This window comes from Pseudomonas edaphica, from assembly GCF_965277385.1.
GTDB classification, from domain to species: domain Bacteria; phylum Pseudomonadota; class Gammaproteobacteria; order Pseudomonadales; family Pseudomonadaceae; genus Aquipseudomonas; species Aquipseudomonas edaphica.
The window spans coordinates 4286876-4303349 of record NZ_OZ255725.1; the positions used below are offsets into that span (position 1 = coordinate 4286876).

The window sequence follows — 16474 nt, forward strand, 5'->3', positions numbered from 1 at the left end:
GATACCGAGGTGATGCTATCGCAGGCAAGCCAGCTCCCACGCAAGCCAGCTCCCACACAAGCCTGCGCTCGCAGATATTGCTCAGTGCGTGCGGGCTACCGCAAACTCACTCAGCTCAACCAGGGCATCCCGGTACTCGCTGGGTGGCAGGGCTTCCAGGCACTGGATGGCACGGGCCGCATAGTCACGCGCCAACTGCGCGGTGTACTCCAGGGAACCCGAGGCTTCTACCGCTGCACGGATAGCTTCGAGGTCTTCAATCCCGCCTTTCTGGATCGCCTTGCGCACCAGAGCGGCCTGTTCCGGCGTGCCTTCGCGCATTGTGTAGATCAACGGCAAGGTCGGCTTGCCCTCGGCCAGGTCGTCACCGACGTTCTTGCCCAGGGTTTCGGCGTCGCCACGGTAGTCGAGCAGGTCGTCCACCAGTTGGAACGCCACGCCCAGGTGATCACCAAAGGTGCGCAGGGCTTCGGCCTGTTCGGTCGTTGCGCCACACAGGACGGCGGCGCTGTGGGTCGAGGCTTCGAAGAGCATCGCGGTTTTGCCGCGAATCACTTCCATGTAGGTTTCTTCAGTGGTGCTGGCGTCGCGGACCTTGGACAGCTGCAGTACTTCGCCTTCGGCGATGATGCGCGTGGCTTGTGAAAGAATCTTCATCACCGGCATCGAGCCCAGTTCGACCATCATTTCAAACGAGCGCGAATACAGGAAGTCGCCCACCAATACGCTGGGGGCATTGCCCCACATCGCATTGGCCGTCTCGCGGCCACGGCGCATGCCGGACATGTCGACCACGTCGTCATGCAGCAGGGTCGCGGTGTGCAGGAATTCGATGGTCGCGGCCAGCAGGCGCAGGTCATCGCCTTCGCGGCCCAGAGCCTTGCCACACAGCAACACTAATAAAGGTCGCAGGCGTTTACCGCCCGCCGACGTAATGTAGTCGCCAATTTTGGAGACCAGCGGCACTTTAGACGTGAGCTGCTGCTTGATGATGCCGTCGACGGCGCTAAAATCGTCCGCGACCGCGCGGTAGAAAGCTTGGGGTTGCATCAGCGACAGTCGCTCCAGAAGGGTTGCGCGGCATGCTAGGACCCTGACCCGGCAGTGTCAAGGCGCGATAGACGGCCCCTTGCATCACCCATTTACCTTGCGTACAATCGCGCACCCTGAACTTCCTGGGCAGCACCTGCCTTACGCAATTGCATTCGGGACGTCCATCCCATGCAGCCATGCCAGCCAATACCTTTTCTTATAAAGCGCTGGGTGAGCAGGATTATCGGAGAAATACCATGTCGTACGCAGTAATTGTTACTGGTGGCAAGCAATACAAGGTCGCCCCAGGTGAATACCTGAAGATCGAAAAACTGGAAGTCGCTACTGGCGAATCCGTTACCTTTGATCGCGTTCTGTTGGTCGCCAATGGCGATGACGTGAACATCGGCGCTCCAGTTGTTGCTGGCGCTACCGTTGTGGCTGAAGTGATCTCCCAAGGTCGTCACGATAAAGTCCGCATCATCAAGTTCCGTCGTCGTAAGCACCACATGAAGCGTATGGGCCACCGCCAGTGGTACACCGAGATCAAAATCACCGGTATTCAGGCTTAATTTCAGCCTAATTCCTCACTAGGAGAATTGACTCATGGCACACAAAAAAGCTGGTGGTAGTACCCGTAACGGTCGCGACTCAGAAGCCAAACGCCTTGGCGTTAAGATGTATGGCGGCCAGAAAATCATTCCGGGCAACATCATCGTGCGTCAGCGCGGCACCCAATTCCACGCCGGTTACGGTGTTGGCATGGGTAAAGATCACACCCTCTTCGCTAAAATCGAAGGCGTGATCAAGTTTGAAGTAAAAGGCGCGTTCAACCGCCGTTACGTGAGCGTTGTCGCCGCTTAATTGCGCGATCGCTGGAAAAGCCCTGTCTCGCGACGGGGCTTTTTCGTTTGTGGAGTGAGTCTCTTGCAAAGCTGTTTGTGATGGGCTCAGGCGCTGGATGTGCGGTCGTTTTCTGAGGTCGCTGCGCTCATTTTTGCAAGAGTCTTATGTCTTGGTTTCTTAAGCTCGTCCGTGCGACGAGAGGCGTTTTGTTATGAAGTTCGTTGATGAAGTTTCCATCCGAGTAAAAGCAGGCGACGGCGGTAACGGTTGCATGAGTTTCCGTCGCGAAAAGTTCATCGAAAACGGTGGTCCAAACGGCGGTGACGGCGGTGACGGCGGTTCCATCTACATGATGGCCGACGAAAACCTCAACACCCTGGTCGACTACCGTTACACCCGGCACTTCGATGCCGAGCGTGGCTCCAACGGCGGCAGCACCGACTGCACCGGTAAAAAAGGCGAAGACCTGGTACTGCGCGTACCGGTCGGCACCACGATCATCGACTCCGCGACCCAGGAAGTGATTGGCGACCTGACCAAGGCCGGCCAGAAGCTGATGGTTGTGCAGGGCGGCTGGCACGGTCTGGGTAACACCCGATTCAAGTCCAGTACCAACCGCGCGCCACGCCAGACCACGCCGGGCAAGCCGGGCGAGCAGCGTGACCTGAAGCTGGAGATGAAAGTACTGGCAGACGTGGGCCTGTTGGGCTTGCCGAACGCCGGTAAAAGTACCTTCATCCGCTCGGTCTCGGCCGCCAAGCCGAAAGTCGCCGACTACCCGTTCACCACCCTGGTGCCGAACCTGGGCGTGGTCAGCGTAGACCGTTGGAAAAGCTTCGTGATCGCCGACATTCCTGGCTTGATCGAAGGTGCTTCCGACGGTGCAGGCCTGGGGATTCGCTTCCTCAAGCACTTGTCGCGCACCCGTTTGCTGTTGCACCTCGTCGACATGGCGCCGCTGGATGACACCAGCGCACCAGACGCCGCCGAAGTGATCGTCAGCGAGCTGACCAAGTTCAGCCCGGCCCTGGCCGAGCGTGACCGCTGGCTGGTACTGAACAAGTGCGACCAGATCCTCGAAGAAGAGCACGAAGAACGCGTCAAGGAGATCGTTGATCGCCTGGAGTGGGAAGGCCCGGTCTACGTGATCTCGGCCATCGCCAAAGAAGGCACCGAGCGCCTGACCCGCGACATCATGCGCTACCTCGAAGACCGCGCCGACCGCCTGGCGGCCGACCCGGTATTCAAGGCAGAACTGGCAGAACTCGACCAGCAGATCGAAGACGAAGCCCGCGCCCAGTTGCAAGCTCTGGACGACCAGCGTGCCCTGCGCCGCAGCGGCGTGAAGTCGGTCCATGACATCGGCGACGACGATTGGGACGAAGAAGACGTGGATGATGAAGACGGTCCGGAAATCATTTACGTGCGCGACTGATAGGTTGCGATAAACTCAAACGCCGCTCCCAGGAGCGGCGTTTTGGTATCCGGGTATAACGTTATGGGCCGCGCTGGGTCGCGGGGCCCTCACTCTAAGGTTGAAGATGATGCGGAGCAAAGTGACAGGTGCGCAGCGCTGGGTCGTAAAGATCGGAAGTGCGCTGCTGACGGCGGATGGCAAAGGTCTGGATCGCGCAGCGATGAGCGTCTGGGTCGAGCAGATGGTGGCCTTGCATGAGGCCGGTGTCGAGTTGGTGTTGGTCTCGTCCGGGGCCGTTGCCGCCGGGATGAGCCGCCTCGGCTGGACCGCGCGACCCAGCGCGATGCACGAACTGCAAGCCGCCGCCGCCATCGGCCAGATGGGCCTGGTGCAAGCCTGGGAATCCAGCTTTGCCGAGCATGGCCGCCATACAGCGCAGATCCTGCTGACCCACGACGACCTGTCCGACCGCAAACGTTACCTCAACGCTCGCAGCACCCTGCGCGCACTGGTTGAGCTCAAGGTCATCCCGGTGATCAACGAGAACGACACGGTGGTCACCGACGAAATCCGCTTCGGCGACAACGATACCCTGGCCGCGCTGGTCGCCAACCTGGTGGAAGCCGACCTGCTGGTGATCCTCACCGACCGCGACGGCATGTTTGACGCTGACCCGCGTAACAACCCCGACGCCCAGCTTATCTACGAAGCCCGCGCCGATGACCCGGCGCTCGACGCCGTGGCCGGCAGTGTCGGCGGTGCATTGGGCCGTGGCGGCATGCAGACCAAGCTGCGTGCGGCGCGTCTGGCCGCACGTTCCGGCGCGCACACCATCATCGTCGGTGGGCGCCTGGAGCGTGTGCTGGATCGCCTCAAGGCCGGTGAGCGCATCGGTACGCTGCTGTCGCCGGAACGCGGCATGCTGGCGGCGCGCAAACAATGGCTGGCCGGTCATCTGCAAACCCGTGGCACGCTGGTTCTGGACGACGGTGCTGTGTCAGCCTTGTCCCAGGGCAACAAGAGCCTGCTGCCGGTCGGCGTCAAGTTGGTGCAGGGCAGCTTCCGCCGTGGCGAGATGGTGGTGTGTGTGGCGCCCGATGGTCGCGAGATCGCCCGTGGCCTGGCCAACTACAGCGCCCTTGAAGCACAGAAGATTATTGGACAATCGTCCGACGCGATTGTCGGACTCTTGGGTTACATGGCCGAACCGGAACTGGTTCACCGCGATAACCTGATCCTGGTCTGAATAAAGGAAATACACGATGCGTGTCATGAAAGGATTACTCGGCCTGCTGCTGGCCATGCCGTTGCTGGCCTCGGCCGAAGAAATCGGCCAGGTGTCGACGGTGTTCAAGTTTGTCGGCCCCAACGACCGTATTGTGGTCGAGGCGTTTGATGATCCCAAGGTCGACGGCGTGACCTGCTACCTGTCGCGTGCCAAGACCGGCGGCGTCAAAGGCGGCCTGGGCCTGGCCGAAGACCGCGCTGAAGCGTCGATTGCCTGCCGTCAGGTTGGCCCGATTCACTTCAAGGGCGAGCTCAAGGATGGCGACGAAGTGTTCAAGGAGCGCACCTCGCTGGTGTTCAAGACCATGCAGGTGGTGCGCTTCCTCGACAAGAAGCGCAATACCTTGGTGTACCTGGTCTACAGCGACCGTCTGATCGAAGGCAGCCCGCAGAATGCGGTCACCGCGATTCCGATTTTGCCCTGGCCGACCGCGCAGTAACCGGCGGGCGAGTTTTTCAATCGGCGTCTATGATTGCAGGCTTGTGGTCTGTAATCTCGAACTGCCGCAACGCGAAGAACATGGGATATCTGGAGTTCGTCATGAGTGCTTTCCACGACCTGAAACTCAAAGCTTTGGACGGACAAGAGCTGCCGCTGGCGCCCTTCAAGGGGCAAGTGGTGCTGGTGGTCAACGTGGCCTCCAAATGTGGCTTGACCCCGCAATACGCCGCCCTGGAAAACCTCTACCAGCAGTATAAGAGCCAGGGGTTTACCGTACTCGGCCTGCCGTGCAACCAGTTTGCAGGCCAGGAACCGGGCTCCGAGGAAGAAATTCAGGCGTTCTGCAGCCTGAACTACGGCGTGACCTTTCCGTTGGGCAGCAAGCTTGACGTCAATGGTCACGATCGCCATCAGCTGTATCGCTTGTTGGCGGGCGAGGGCGCTGAGTTTCCTGGGGATATCACCTGGAATTTCGAGAAGTTCCTGCTCGGCAAGGATGGGCGAGTACTGGCGCGATTCTCGCCGCGCACGGCGCCGGATGATCCGACGATCGTACAGGCCATCGAAAAAGCCCTGAGCTGAACACCTTCGGTTCAGCTTCAAGTGGCAAGCTTGAAGCTGCAAGTGGAAGCGTTCTGCCCCTCTTGTAGCTTTAAGCTTGCCGCTAACCACAGCTTTCATACCCCTTAATCACCCAGATCAATAGTGCTACCCAGCACGCTGCGCGGCCCATATTATCCACATCATAAATCCCTCTTATGTGGAGTGCTCCCATGCCCGTCCAGGCTTTGTTCAAACCTTTCCAGCTCGGTGCACTGCAACTGTCCACCCGTGTTGTCATGGCGCCGATGACGCGTTCGTTCTCGCCGGGTGGCGTACCCAATTCCAAAGTCATCGAGTACTACCGCCGCCGCGCCGCTGCGGGCGTGGGCCTGATCATCACCGAAGGCACGGTGGTCGGCCATCAGGCCTCCAATGGTTACCCGAACGTCCCGCACTTTTACGGTGAGGCCGCATTGGCCGGCTGGAAGAAGGTGGTGGACGCGGTACACGCCGAAGGCGGCAAGATCGTCCCGCAGCTGTGGCACGTGGGCAGCGTGCGCCGTATCGGCACCGAGCCTGACGCCAGCGTGCCGGCCTACGGCCCGATGGAGAAACTCAAAGACGGCAACGTCGTCGTCCACGGCATGACCGAGCAAGATATCAAGGACGTGATCAACGCCTTCGCCCAGGCCGCCAAGGATGCCCAGCGCATCGGCATGGATGGCGTGGAGATCCACGGCGCCCACGGCTATCTGGTCGATCAGTTCTTCTGGGAGGGCAGCAACCAGCGCACTGACGAATACGGCGGCAGCCTGGCCAACCGTTCGCGTTTTGCCATCGAATTGATCCAGGCCACCCGCGCCGCCGTCGGCCCGGACTTCCCGATCATCTTGCGCTTCTCTCAATGGAAGCAGCAGGACTACACCGCACGCCTGGTGCAAACCCCCGAGGCGCTGGGTGAGTTTCTTAAGCCGTTATCCGACGCCGGTGTGGATATTTTCCACTGCTCCACGCGTCGGTTCTGGGAACCGGAATTCGAAGGCTCCGACCTCAACCTGGCCGGCTGGACCCGCCAGCTCACCGGCAAGCCGACCATCACTGTCGGTAGTGTGGGTCTGGACGGCGAGTTCCTGCAGTTCATGGTCAACACCGACAAGGTCGCCCAACCGGCCAGCCTGGAAAAGCTGCTGGAACGTCTGAACAACGATGAGTTTGATCTGGTCGCGGTGGGCCGTGCCCTGCTGGTGGACCCGGATTGGGCCGTGAAGGTGCGCGAAGGTCGTGAGGGCGACATTCTGCCGTTCAGTCGTGAGGCGTTAACCAGCCTGGTGTAGCGTCTGCTCCGACGCCATCGCGGGCAAGCCCGGCTCCCACAGGAAAATGCGTTCCAATGTGGGAGCCGGGCTTGCCCGCGATAGCGATCTAACGGCCAACACAGGCATCAGATCAACCGCGACTCTCCTGCAATCACTGTCCGCTCGCCGCACACCCCGCGCAATTGGCGCTCAAACTGTTCGATAATCGCCGGCCAACCCTGGCGGCTCGCGTGCTGACGAGCATTCAAGCGCATGCGGCGCAAACTCTCCGCATCTTCCAGCAGCCAATTGGCAGCGTCACAAAACGCGTCCTCATCCCCTGGCATCGCCAGCACGCCGTTGTAGCCATGGCGAATATGCTGGGTGGCGGCTGCCTGGTCGTAAGCCACCACACCCAGGCCGGAGGCCATGGCTTCCAGCACCACATTGCCGAAAGTTTCGGTCAGGCTGGGGAACAGGAACACATCGCCGGACGCGTAATGCCGTGCCAGTTCTTCGCCGCGCAAGGTGCCGCAGAACACTGCCTCGGGCAGTTCCTTTTCCAGCGTCGCCCGTTGCGGGCCGTCGCCGACGATGATCAGTTTCATCTGGCGCAGTGGGTAGGTGTCCTGCAAGGTTTCAAAGCAGCGCTTGAGCAGCCCCAGGTTTTTTTCCTGTGCCAGTCGGCCTACATGCAGTACGGCGATTTGATCGTTATTCAGCGCCCAGCTTTCACGCAACGCGTTATCGCGTTTGGCGGGGTGGAACAACTGGCTGTCGACGCCGCGTGACAACATGCCCAGGCGCTCGAAGTGGCGACGTTCCAACTCCAGGCGCTGGCTCGCGCTGGGCACCAGGGTCAGGGTCGAGCGGTTGTGAAACCAGCGCAAGTAATGGGTCACCATGCGGCTGAGCAGGCTCAAGCCATATTGATTGGAGTACTGCTGGAAGTTGGTGTGAAACCCGCTGACCACGCTGATCCCCAGGCGCCGCGCCGCACGTAGCGCCGACAGCCCCAGCGGCCCCTCAGTGGCGATGTACAGCACGTCCGGGCGCTGGCGTGTCCAGCGCCGCAGCAACTTGTGCATCGACGACTGGCCCCATTGCAGCCCCGGGTACCCCGGCAGTGGCCAGCCGCGACACAGCAGCAACCCATCGTCGCTGGGCCGGCTTTGATCGGTGCCCTGGCGGGGGCGCACCAACTCGACCTGATGGCCGCGCGCGCGCAAACCCTCGCACAGGCGGCCAAGGGTATTGGCCACCCCATTGATCTCCGGCGGGAAGGTTTCGGTAATCAGGGTGATGTGGAGCGAGGCTGTCGTCATGACCCACAGTGTCACCGTGGGCCATGTCGTCATTGTGACTCTAGGATGATGGATTTATGACTTGGCTATCGCCTGCCGAGCCATCGCCTCGGCCCCTTGCTCACGCACCCAGAACAGCGTAGCCCCGGCCACGGCCGCCGGCATCATCAGCAGGTTGACCACCGGCACCAGCAGCACCAGATAAACAATGCCGCCAAAGCTCATGCTCTGCCAACGCTTCTGACGCAGCCAGGCGAGCATTTCGTTCCAGCCCAGCTTGTGGTTGTCTGCCGGGTAGTCGATGTACTGGATCGCCATCATCCACACGCCGAACAGCAGCCACAGCGGCGCGGCGATCAGGTTGACCACCGGAATGAACGACAGGATAAACAGGCCGATGGCCCGTGGCAGGAAGTAACCCAGCTTGCGCATTTCCCGCGCCAGGGTGCGCGGGACCATGGCCATCAACTCGCCCCAGCTGAAGGCGGGGAAGTCGTCTGTGCCGCGCACCACTACCTCGACTTTCTCCGAGAGAAAACCGTTGAATGGCGCGGCGATGATATTGGCGAGCATGGTGAAGGTGAAAAACACCATCAACACCACCAGCACCACAAACAAGGGCCACAGGATGTAGCTGAGGAAACTCAGCCAGCCAGGCAGCGTCGGCATCAAGGTGTCGACCCACAGGCTGAACTGATGGCCGGCGAAATAGATCAAACCGACGAACAGCACCAGGTTGATCGCCAACGGCAGCAGCACAAACAGGCGCAGGCCAGGGCTCAACACCAGTTTGAGGCCTTCACGCAGGTATTGCGGGCCAGAAAGAGCAGGGGCAGGCATGGAGAACTCCGAGCAAGAAGACGAACGCGCCGACCTTACCGGCTTTGCTTCTTCGGCGAAAGCGGCGACATCAGCGGTAACATCTAGGCAACCAGGGTGTCGATTAATCGCGGCGACTGCATAGAGACCACCTATGAGCTGGATTGTTATTCCGTATTTCCTTAATCTTGCCCCCCTCTATACGCTGCACCCATTATTTTCAGGGCCTGCGAGTTCAAGCCTTCCCCAAGTGCTTCGCGGTCCTTTTTTATTCCAGCTGCCTTGTGGTCCGGGCGGTCGATAGGAGTGAGTCATGTCTGATACCCGTCATTCGCGAGTGATTATTCTCGGTTCCGGCCCTGCCGGTTACAGCGCTGCCGTCTACGCTGCCCGGGCCAACCTCAAGCCGCTGCTGATTACCGGCATGCAGGCAGGCGGTCAGTTGACCACCACCACGGAAGTCGACAACTGGCCGGGCGACGTCCACGGCCTGACCGGCCCGGTGCTGATGGAGCGTATGAAAGAGCACGCCGAGCGCTTTGAAACCGAGATCGTGTTCGACCACATCAACCAAGTCGACTTCTCGAAAAAGCCTTACAGCCTGACCGGCGACAGCGGTGTCTATACCTGTGACGCGCTGATCATCGCTACCGGCGCCAGCGCCCGTTACCTGGGCCTGCCATCGGAAGAAGCGTTCATGGGCAAAGGCGTCTCCGCCTGCGCGACCTGCGACGGTTTCTTCTACCGCAACAAGCCGGTCGCTGTGGTCGGTGGCGGCAACACCGCCGTGGAAGAAGCGCTGTACCTGGCCAACATTGCCAGCACCGTGACCCTGGTTCACCGCCGCGAGACCTTCCGCGCCGAGAAGATCCTGATCGACAAACTGCACGCCCGTGTGGCTGAAGGCAAGATCATCCTCAAGCTCAACGCCACCCTGGATGAAGTCCTGGGCGACAACATGGGCGTGACCGGTGCTCGCCTGAAAAACAACGACGGCAGCTTCGACGAGCTGAAAGTCGACGGCGTGTTCATCGCCATTGGCCACACCCCGAACACCTCGCTGTTCGAAGGCGTGCTCGAAGCCAAAGATGGCTACCTGGTTGTGCAAGGCGGCCGTGAAGGCAACGCCACTGCGACCAACATCGAAGGCATCTTTGCCGCCGGTGACGTGGCTGACCACGTGTACCGCCAGGCCATCACCTCGGCCGGCGCCGGTTGCATGGCGGCCTTGGACGCTGAGCGTTACCTCGACGGTTTGAAGGACGCTGCGTTCTAAGCCCGTTGAAATGAAAAAACCGGCTGAGAGGCCGGTTTTTTTATGCGCACGATTCAAGCCGCACCACAGTGCTGATGTGTCAACCCGATTCAATGTGGGAGCTGGCTTGCCTGCGATAGCGGTGGTGGCTGACACACCGCTATCGCAGGCAAGCCAGCTCCCACCTTAAACCGGGGTGGCAGATTAAATCAGCGGCGGGTCAGGGGCTGTGCGGTGAACTTCACGCCGGCCAAACCATGCGCAATCAACGCGCGGATATTGCCGTGATCACTGCCCTCTGGCGTTGCCACCACCGAACGGTAATGCTCACCAAACGCCAGCAGCGCTTCCTGGTCGCTCAAGCCTTCCAGCAGCGCCAAGCCCAAGGTCTTGCATGAACCTTCGTTCTGACCAGCAGCATTTTCTACGCCGCCATTGGTAAAAGCCTGCGGCTGGTAGTCGTAACCGGCAGCTACAAAAGCCAGGGTGTCGGCAAAAACGTGTTCGCCGCTGTTGAGGCTGGCGCGCAGGGTGTTCAGATCAGTCATGGGGTTTTCCTTTGGCGAACGCCGCCTGTTGGTCGGCGCTGGCTTCTTGCTGGTATTGGGCTTTCCACTCGGCATACGGCATGCCGTACACCACTTCGCGGGCATCATCGAGGCTCAGCTCGATGTGGCGCTCGTCGGCCTCGGCCTTGTACCACTTGGATAAGCAGTTGCGGCAAAAGCCCGAGAGGTTCATCAGGTCGATGTTCTGCACATCCTTGCGGCTGTCCAGGTGGGCCACCAACCGGCGGAAGGCGGCGGCTTCGAGTTCGAGGCGTTGTTGATCGTTCATGGTGGTCTCTTTGAGACAGCTTCAAGCGGGCAAGCTTCAAGCTGCAAGTTGGAGTGTGGTTGGCTTTAACTTGTGGCTTGAAGCCTAGCCGCTTGAGGCTTAGCGGCTGGCTGCGAGGGTTATCGACACCGACTCGGCAAAGCGCAGCGCATGGGGCTTGTCCACTTCGACTTCGGCGTACAGCACGGACTCATTGCTCATCACCAGGTCCAGCAACTCTTGCGTCAGGCGTTCGAGCAGCGCAAAGCGATTACCTTCGACGTGGGCAATAATCGCCTTGGTAATGGTGCGGTAATTCAGCGCGTGGTCGATGTCATTGTCGCGCACGGCTTCCTGGGCGGCATACAGGATAGACAGGTTGATCAGCACGTCCTGCTTGTTGTTGATCTCATCTTCATTGATGCCAATAAAGGTGCGCAGGCACAGGTCCTTGACCCGGATGCGCGCCATGCCTGGTTGAAGTTGTGGCATTGCTACTTGCTCCGTCCGATCAGTTGCAGGAACTCCATACGCGTGGTGTTCGACTCGCGGAACGCGCCGAGCATCACTGAGGTGTTCATGGTTGAATTCTGTTTTTCCACGCCGCGCATCATCATGCACATGTGCTTGGCTTCAATTACCACCGCCACGCCTGCGGCTTGGGTGACCTGCTGGATAGCGTCGGCGATTTGCCGCGTGAGGTTTTCCTGGATCTGCAGGCGCCGCGCGTACATGTCGACAATGCGCGCCAGCTTCGACAGGCCCAGCACCTTGCCGGTCGGTATATAGGCCACATGGGCCTTGCCGACAAAGGGCAGCAAATGGTGTTCGCACAGTGAATACAACTCGATGTCCTTGAGGATCACCATCTCGTCGTTATCGGAGGCGAACAATGCGCCGTTGACGATGGTTTCCAGGTCCTGCTCATAGCCATGACACAGGTACTGCATGGCCTTGGCGGCGCGCTTGGGGGTGTCGAGCAAGCCTTCGCGCTCCGGGTCTTCGCCCAGGCCTTTGAGGATCTCGCGGTAGTGTTGGGGCAGGGACAAGGTCATACAACATCCTCACAAACGGCTTACTTGATATGCCGCCCGCCGTTGACGGTCAGGGTGGTTCCGGTGACATACGGGTTGTCCAGCAGGTAACGCACACTCTGGTAGATCACCGCAGGCCCAGGCTCGATGCCCAGCGCTGACTTGGCCAGCACCTTGGCGCGGTACGCCGCATCATCGCCCGCGTTGAACATCACCATCGCCGGCGCGATGCCGTTGACCTTGATCAGCGGCGCAAACTGCGCAGCGAACGAAAGTGTAAGGCTGTCGAGACCGGCTTTTGTGGCGCAGTAGGCGATGTGCTGGCGGCTGCCCTTGCGCACCACGTCATCGCTGATGTGCACGATATCGGCGGGTGTCGAGCGTTGCAGCAAAGGTGAACAATGCAGGTTGATCAGATACGGCGCAAGCATGTGCACGCTGAACATGTCGGTAAAGGCGCGGCTTTCGTCGCCAGGTGTTTCGGCAACCCACGCCGACGCGTTGTGAATGATCGCACGCAGGCTGTCGGTATGGGTTTTCAGTTCGGCGATAAAGGCCAGAATCCCGGCCTCAGTGGAGAAGTCGGCAAACACGCCGAGCGCGCCACGCGCGCGCAAGGCCTCAACGCCTGGGCGTTCGCTGCGGTAGCTGAAAATCACCGCGTGGCCTTCGTCGAGCAGGCGCTCGGCACAATAAAGGCCGACACGCTGGCCGGCACCGGTGATCAGGATCGGGGCGTTGGTTACCGTCATGGGAGGCTCGAGTCGCTGGCAGGTTGAAACTATACCAGCGACCGGCCACGCCTGTACTCAAGCAGCGGCTTGGGTAGCCTTGGGCGTTGGTGTTGGATGCAACCAGCTCGCGAGCAGATGGGTCGATAGAGGAATAAAGAAGTAAACCATCAGCGGCGTGAGTGCCAGGGTACTGACCAGCACACGCGGGAACATGTCCAACTCGCTGAGCAGCGGCCCCAGGCCGAAGTTGAACAGCAGCGACACCGGGAAAAATGCCAGCCAGATCGCCACCGCCTGTTTCCAGCGCGGTGGTCGTGCACCCACGGCACCGAACCAGCCATCGATGCCACTGACGCGATGCTCGGACGGGTCGGCAAACAGTTCGCTGCCACGGCTTAGCCAGGCGCTGCGCGAGGCGGAGAACTCCCAGGCATGCAGGGTTTTTTCATCGGCGAAGCGGAAGATGATCTGAAACTCATCATCATTGGGCGGCGGCGCAAGCACGCCGGAACCCAGGTAGCCGGGGAAGTCAGTGGCCAATTGCTCGCCTTCGCGCAGCCAGGCCATCAATTCTTCATAGCGCCCTTTGGCCACGCGGCGCGCAACCATCAAGGTGACGGGAGAGGTAGACATTGTGTATCTCCAAGTAATCAGGTGCGCCAAGCCGGGTAGGTGGCGCACTAAGGTGGCGGCCGGGTAAGACCATCACCAAAAAGCAGGCAAGGATTATTCCTGTTTTGAAGAAATACGCCAGCGGCAGTGGTCCGAAAAGTAACGGCCTTGAAAAGGACAGGTAGAAAGGCGTTAAATGGGATCCCAAATAACGTTGGCTTTTTGGCTCAAAATGCCCGTGATTAATGTGCCCATTGATAGCATTTCGCAACTGGAATCAACCGTCTCAGATGAGCTGTTTCCGATCCGTGAAGTGTCAAGACTGACAGGTGTGAACCCGGTCACACTGCGAGCCTGGGAGCGGCGGTATGGCCTGATCCAGCCAACGCGCACCGAAAGCGGGCATCGGCTCTACTCCAGCGCCGATATTGTGACCGTCGATCGTATTCTCGGCTGGATTGAACGCGGCGTGGCCGTGAGCAAGGTCGGTAAGATCCTCGCCCGTGACGATCAGCAGGCTGAGACCATTCGTGCCGAGGGCGATAAGGTCGACGAGAGTGAGTGGTCACAGTGGCGACTGCGGTTGCTGCAGGCAGTCAAAGCCTTTGACGATCGCCAATTGGAAAGCCTGTACGGTCAGGTTTTCTCGACTTACCCGCTGAACGTTGCGTTCCAGGACATCCTGATGCCCCTCTGGAGCGATCTGATGCGCCACCAGGGGCATTTTGGCCAGGCCAGTGAATGGCTTTTTTACGACACCTTCCTGCGCATGCGTACCTTTGAGCGCTTGCAGCTTGCCAGTGCCCCACTCGCGCCGCGGGTGTTGCTGGCGGCCATGCCTGGCGAATGCCGTAAATTGGAACTGCTGGTAGCGGCGCTGATGCTCAGTCACGAAGACACGCCGGTAAAAGTGCTGGGCATGGGCCAGCCCTTTGATGAACTGACATTGGTGTGTGAAAAGATCCGGCCCAAGGCGCTGGTGATTTTCTCCAACCATTGGCATAACCATGATCTGGCAGCGCGCCTGAACCGTCTGGCGTTGACCCTGGATTGCCCACTGTTCCTGGCCGGTGCCGCTGCGGACCTGGCCGAGGGTGATCTGGCCGGTTCGCCCATCGGCTGCCTGGGCAGCGAAGGGCGCCAGATGCAGAGCCGCTTGCAGCAGTTTCTCGCAGGCCAGTTGGATAGTTGATTTCAGGCGTGTACGTGCGGATGGACCAACCGGTGCTGATGCAGGATGAACTGGCGTAACCGTTCGATCTCATTCGCGTCACTCTGGCTCAGGCGATAAGCGAACAGACCCCGCGCGGTTTCCCGTTCCAGCGTGCCGCGCAAGGCAATACGCTCGTAACCGGACGGGCTGAACCACAGGGAAAAGGTTTTCGGCGGTTTGACCCGTCCGCGAATTTCCACCAGTACGCCCTTGAATGACACCTCATGCACCCATAGCGCGGCAGGGTTGCCCCTGACGTTTTCCATCGCCACGGGGGCTTCAAGTGCCAGGCGCCATGGACGGATCATCGGCCCATCTTCAAAAATGCTCGGCACGCCCAAGCGCAGATGCACCGCATGAAACTCGTCTTCCACCAAATGCAGCGGGAAGGTCAGTTGCTGGTTGTCGAACTGTGCCTGGATGGTGACGTGGTCGTGAGCGGCCAGGCGCGTGAGCAAATCGCGAATCTGCGCACCGCCATTAACGGTCAGGCTCGACCAGGCATCCCGCAGGTTGAGTTGCGGGTTGTGCTGCATGTCCTGGATAAAATCCAGCTCGTCCTGCGTCAATAGCGCGTCGCGTTGCATTGATGTAGCTCAAGGGTGAGGCATTAAAAAGCCATTATCGCTCTAAAGACCGCATTTTTTACACTTTGTTAATTCCGCTCGTCGCCTTGAGTGCCGCCAGCTCATCTTTAAGCTCGGCCACTTGGGCTTCCAGCTGAGCGATGCGTTGCTGCGCTTTCACCTGAACCGTAACGTCTTTTTGCACACCGACAAAATACGTTTGCTTGTCGGCCTTGTTGTAAACCGTGGAAAGCGACAGCTCATTCCAGAAGTGCGTGCCGTCCTTGCGGTAATTGCGCAGTATCTCCCGGCAGGCGCCACCGCTGTCGAGGGCTTCACGAATGGCCATCAGCGCCGGTTGGTCGCGGTCACCCGCCTGCAGGAAGCGGCAATCCTGATACAGGATGTCGTCGAGGGTGTAACCGGTCAAACGCTCGAACGCCGGGTTCACGTAGATCAGCGGCTTGTCCTGGCCTTCACGTTCGGCGACGACGATACCGTCGTTAGAAGCGTTGATCACCAGTTGCATCAGGTTGGCGTTGATCATTGAGCAATCCATCGCATGTTTTTAAAGCCTGAATTCTATGGCAACTTTTGAATGTTGCACGGTGTGCACTGAAATATTTGTGTCAGCTGCTAATATCCCACGCTTTCGCTCAACTACAGGATCAGATTGATGAAAGTCGCCATCCTTTCCGGCTCGGTCTACGGCACAGCTGAAGAAGTCGCCCGCCACGCCGCCGGTATCCTCAACGCCGCCGGTTTTGAAGCCTGGCACAACCCACGCGCCACCTTGGCCGACGTGCAAGCCTTTGCCCCCGAGGCATTCCTGGCGGTCACATCGACCACCGGCATGGGTGAACTTCCCGACAACCTGCAACCGCTGTATTCGACCATTCGTGACCAACTGCCAGCCGCCTGGCGCGGCCTGCCCGGTGCGGTGATCGGCCTGGGCGACGCCAGTTATGGCGACACGTTCTGCGGTGGCGGCGAGCAAATGCGCGAACTGTTCGCCGAACTGGGCGTACGCGAAGTGCTGCCGATGCTGCGCCTGGACGCCAGCGAAAGCGTGACCCCGGAAGCCGACGCCGAGCCTTGGCTGGCCGAATTGGTCACTGCACTGCGCGCTTGACCGGGAATTCACGCAGCAAGGCCCGCCACGCCAGATAAAGGCAATGCCCCAGCGCAAGCTGATGCCGGTGTTCTGGCTCGTGCTGACGGGCTTGCTCAACCTGTTCGCCGTGCCTTTATTGACGGCA

Annotated in this window: 21 protein-coding genes; 10 read left to right on the forward strand and 11 right to left on the reverse strand. The window is 59.9% G+C overall.

What is annotated here, in order from left to right; all coding sequences use genetic code 11:
- Positions 1-81: 81 nt before the first annotated feature.
- Positions 82-1050, reverse strand: a complete 969-nt coding sequence (locus tag ACQY47_RS19450; RefSeq protein WP_099549439.1) for a polyprenyl synthetase family protein — start codon at positions 1048-1050, stop codon at positions 82-84.
- A gap of 239 nt (positions 1051-1289) precedes the next feature.
- Here ACQY47_RS19450 and rplU point away from each other — a divergent pair, with 239 nt between their 5' ends.
- The 7 genes from rplU to ACQY47_RS19485 all read left to right on the forward strand — a co-directional run bounded on the left by rplU (position 1290) and on the right by ACQY47_RS19485 (position 6901).
- A complete protein-coding gene (gene rplU / locus ACQY47_RS19455; RefSeq protein WP_007950961.1) occupies positions 1290-1604 on the forward strand; it encodes a 50S ribosomal protein L21 in 315 nt (104 codons plus the stop codon).
- Between the two features lie 34 nt (positions 1605-1638).
- Entirely contained in the window at positions 1639-1896 is a 258-nt protein-coding gene (rpmA, locus tag ACQY47_RS19460) for a 50S ribosomal protein L27 (protein ID WP_003176049.1), read from the forward strand.
- Between the two features lie 193 nt (positions 1897-2089).
- On the forward strand, positions 2090-3313 hold the full coding sequence (gene cgtA / locus ACQY47_RS19465) for an Obg family GTPase CgtA (protein ID WP_016976186.1): 1224 nt from the start codon (positions 2090-2092) through the stop codon (positions 3311-3313).
- Positions 3314-3422: 109 nt separating this feature from the next.
- The gene (gene proB, locus ACQY47_RS19470) at positions 3423-4541 is read left to right on the forward strand and encodes a glutamate 5-kinase (protein WP_026013771.1); all 1119 of its coding nucleotides are present in this window, start codon (positions 3423-3425) and stop codon (positions 4539-4541) included.
- Between the two features lie 16 nt (positions 4542-4557).
- Positions 4558-5022 (forward strand): CreA family protein, encoded by a 465-nt coding sequence (locus ACQY47_RS19475; RefSeq protein WP_017137940.1) that lies wholly within the window; start codon positions 4558-4560, stop codon positions 5020-5022.
- 101 nt (positions 5023-5123) lie between these two features.
- The gene (locus ACQY47_RS19480) at positions 5124-5606 is read left to right on the forward strand and encodes a glutathione peroxidase (protein ID WP_428551121.1); all 483 of its coding nucleotides are present in this window, start codon (positions 5124-5126) and stop codon (positions 5604-5606) included.
- 191 nt (positions 5607-5797) lie between these two features.
- Positions 5798-6901, forward strand: coding sequence for an NADH:flavin oxidoreductase (locus ACQY47_RS19485; protein ID WP_428551124.1), 1104 nt, complete (start codon positions 5798-5800; stop codon positions 6899-6901).
- A 107-nt stretch (positions 6902-7008) separates the two neighbouring features.
- On the opposite strand, the gene ACQY47_RS19490 is transcribed toward ACQY47_RS19485, so the two are convergent.
- Complete coding sequence (locus tag ACQY47_RS19490) at positions 7009-8187, reverse strand: glycosyltransferase family 4 protein (RefSeq protein WP_017137937.1); 1179 nt, start codon at positions 8185-8187, stop codon at positions 7009-7011.
- A 54-nt stretch (positions 8188-8241) separates the two neighbouring features.
- The gene (gene cysZ, locus ACQY47_RS19495; RefSeq protein WP_017137936.1) at positions 8242-9006 is read right to left on the reverse strand and encodes a sulfate transporter CysZ; all 765 of its coding nucleotides are present in this window, start codon (positions 9004-9006) and stop codon (positions 8242-8244) included.
- 292 nt (positions 9007-9298) lie between these two features.
- On the opposite strand from cysZ, the gene trxB reads away from it, so the two are divergent.
- Positions 9299-10261 (forward strand): thioredoxin-disulfide reductase, encoded by a 963-nt coding sequence (gene trxB / locus ACQY47_RS19500; RefSeq protein ID WP_017137935.1) that lies wholly within the window; start codon positions 9299-9301, stop codon positions 10259-10261.
- 188 nt (positions 10262-10449) lie between these two features.
- Here the strand turns inward: trxB and ACQY47_RS19505 are convergent, their stop codons facing one another.
- From ACQY47_RS19505 to ACQY47_RS19530, 6 genes are all read right to left on the reverse strand, one after another.
- Positions 10450-10788 (reverse strand): HopJ type III effector protein, encoded by a 339-nt coding sequence (locus tag ACQY47_RS19505; RefSeq protein WP_017135093.1) that lies wholly within the window; start codon positions 10786-10788, stop codon positions 10450-10452.
- On the reverse strand, positions 10781-11077 hold the full coding sequence (locus tag ACQY47_RS19510) for a DUF1244 domain-containing protein (RefSeq protein ID WP_017135092.1): 297 nt from the start codon (positions 11075-11077) through the stop codon (positions 10781-10783). The genes ACQY47_RS19505 and ACQY47_RS19510 overlap by 8 nt, the downstream gene beginning before the upstream one ends.
- A 99-nt stretch (positions 11078-11176) precedes the next feature.
- Positions 11177-11548, reverse strand: coding sequence for a dihydroneopterin triphosphate 2'-epimerase (gene folX, locus ACQY47_RS19515; RefSeq protein ID WP_428551129.1), 372 nt, complete (start codon positions 11546-11548; stop codon positions 11177-11179).
- A gap of 2 nt (positions 11549-11550) precedes the next feature.
- Positions 11551-12111 carry a GTP cyclohydrolase I FolE gene (folE, locus tag ACQY47_RS19520; RefSeq protein ID WP_428551132.1) on the reverse strand — a complete coding sequence of 187 codons (561 nt, stop codon included), beginning with the start codon at positions 12109-12111 and terminating at the stop codon, positions 11551-11553.
- Between the two features lie 20 nt (positions 12112-12131).
- Positions 12132-12842, reverse strand: coding sequence for a dihydromonapterin reductase (gene folM / locus ACQY47_RS19525; protein WP_099549443.1), 711 nt, complete (start codon positions 12840-12842; stop codon positions 12132-12134).
- A 57-nt stretch (positions 12843-12899) separates the two neighbouring features.
- A complete protein-coding gene (locus ACQY47_RS19530; RefSeq protein ID WP_099549444.1) occupies positions 12900-13457 on the reverse strand; it encodes an antibiotic biosynthesis monooxygenase in 558 nt (185 codons plus the stop codon).
- Positions 13458-13668: 211 nt separating this feature from the next.
- Between ACQY47_RS19530 and ACQY47_RS19535 the strand changes: the two genes are divergently transcribed.
- A complete protein-coding gene (locus tag ACQY47_RS19535; protein ID WP_428551136.1) occupies positions 13669-14628 on the forward strand; it encodes a MerR family transcriptional regulator in 960 nt (319 codons plus the stop codon).
- Positions 14629-14630: 2 nt separating this feature from the next.
- On the opposite strand, the gene ACQY47_RS19540 is transcribed toward ACQY47_RS19535, so the two are convergent.
- Positions 14631-15236 carry a hypothetical protein gene (locus tag ACQY47_RS19540; RefSeq protein WP_017135086.1) on the reverse strand — a complete coding sequence of 202 codons (606 nt, stop codon included), beginning with the start codon at positions 15234-15236 and terminating at the stop codon, positions 14631-14633.
- A 58-nt stretch (positions 15237-15294) separates the two neighbouring features.
- A complete protein-coding gene (locus ACQY47_RS19545; protein ID WP_017135085.1) occupies positions 15295-15762 on the reverse strand; it encodes a PAS domain-containing protein in 468 nt (155 codons plus the stop codon).
- A gap of 129 nt (positions 15763-15891) precedes the next feature.
- On the opposite strand from ACQY47_RS19545, the gene ACQY47_RS19550 reads away from it, so the two are divergent.
- Positions 15892-16347, forward strand: a complete 456-nt coding sequence (locus ACQY47_RS19550) for a flavodoxin (RefSeq protein ID WP_017135084.1) — start codon at positions 15892-15894, stop codon at positions 16345-16347.
- The last annotated feature ends 127 nt before the right edge of the window (positions 16348-16474 follow it).

Excerpts from the sequence above, each read along its gene's own strand:
- ACQY47_RS19450 (WP_099549439.1), bottom strand. The coding sequence starts at position 1,050 with ATGCAACCCCAAGCTTTCTACCGCGCGGTCGCGGACGATTTTAGCGCC.
- rplU (WP_007950961.1), top strand. The coding sequence starts at position 1,290 with ATGTCGTACGCAGTAATTGTTACTGGTGGCAAGCAATACAAGGTCGCC.
- rpmA (WP_003176049.1), top strand. The coding sequence starts at position 1,639 with ATGGCACACAAAAAAGCTGGTGGTAGTACCCGTAACGGTCGCGACTCA.
- cgtA (WP_016976186.1), top strand. The coding sequence starts at position 2,090 with ATGAAGTTCGTTGATGAAGTTTCCATCCGAGTAAAAGCAGGCGACGGC.
- proB (WP_026013771.1), top strand. The coding sequence starts at position 3,423 with ATGCGGAGCAAAGTGACAGGTGCGCAGCGCTGGGTCGTAAAGATCGGA.
- ACQY47_RS19475 (WP_017137940.1), top strand. The coding sequence starts at position 4,558 with ATGCGTGTCATGAAAGGATTACTCGGCCTGCTGCTGGCCATGCCGTTG.
- ACQY47_RS19480 (WP_428551121.1), top strand. The coding sequence starts at position 5,124 with ATGAGTGCTTTCCACGACCTGAAACTCAAAGCTTTGGACGGACAAGAG.
- ACQY47_RS19485 (WP_428551124.1), top strand. The coding sequence starts at position 5,798 with ATGCCCGTCCAGGCTTTGTTCAAACCTTTCCAGCTCGGTGCACTGCAA.
- ACQY47_RS19490 (WP_017137937.1), bottom strand. The coding sequence starts at position 8,187 with ATGACGACAGCCTCGCTCCACATCACCCTGATTACCGAAACCTTCCCG.
- cysZ (WP_017137936.1), bottom strand. The coding sequence starts at position 9,006 with ATGCCTGCCCCTGCTCTTTCTGGCCCGCAATACCTGCGTGAAGGCCTC.
- trxB (WP_017137935.1), top strand. The coding sequence starts at position 9,299 with ATGTCTGATACCCGTCATTCGCGAGTGATTATTCTCGGTTCCGGCCCT.
- ACQY47_RS19505 (WP_017135093.1), bottom strand. The coding sequence starts at position 10,788 with ATGACTGATCTGAACACCCTGCGCGCCAGCCTCAACAGCGGCGAACAC.
- ACQY47_RS19510 (WP_017135092.1), bottom strand. The coding sequence starts at position 11,077 with ATGAACGATCAACAACGCCTCGAACTCGAAGCCGCCGCCTTCCGCCGG.
- folX (WP_428551129.1), bottom strand. The coding sequence starts at position 11,548 with ATGCCACAACTTCAACCAGGCATGGCGCGCATCCGGGTCAAGGACCTG.
- folE (WP_428551132.1), bottom strand. The coding sequence starts at position 12,111 with ATGACCTTGTCCCTGCCCCAACACTACCGCGAGATCCTCAAAGGCCTG.
- folM (WP_099549443.1), bottom strand. The coding sequence starts at position 12,842 with ATGACGGTAACCAACGCCCCGATCCTGATCACCGGTGCCGGCCAGCGT.
- ACQY47_RS19530 (WP_099549444.1), bottom strand. The coding sequence starts at position 13,457 with ATGTCTACCTCTCCCGTCACCTTGATGGTTGCGCGCCGCGTGGCCAAA.
- ACQY47_RS19535 (WP_428551136.1), top strand. The coding sequence starts at position 13,669 with ATGCCCGTGATTAATGTGCCCATTGATAGCATTTCGCAACTGGAATCA.
- ACQY47_RS19540 (WP_017135086.1), bottom strand. The coding sequence starts at position 15,236 with ATGCAACGCGACGCGCTATTGACGCAGGACGAGCTGGATTTTATCCAG.
- ACQY47_RS19545 (WP_017135085.1), bottom strand. The coding sequence starts at position 15,762 with ATGATCAACGCCAACCTGATGCAACTGGTGATCAACGCTTCTAACGAC.
- ACQY47_RS19550 (WP_017135084.1), top strand. The coding sequence starts at position 15,892 with ATGAAAGTCGCCATCCTTTCCGGCTCGGTCTACGGCACAGCTGAAGAA.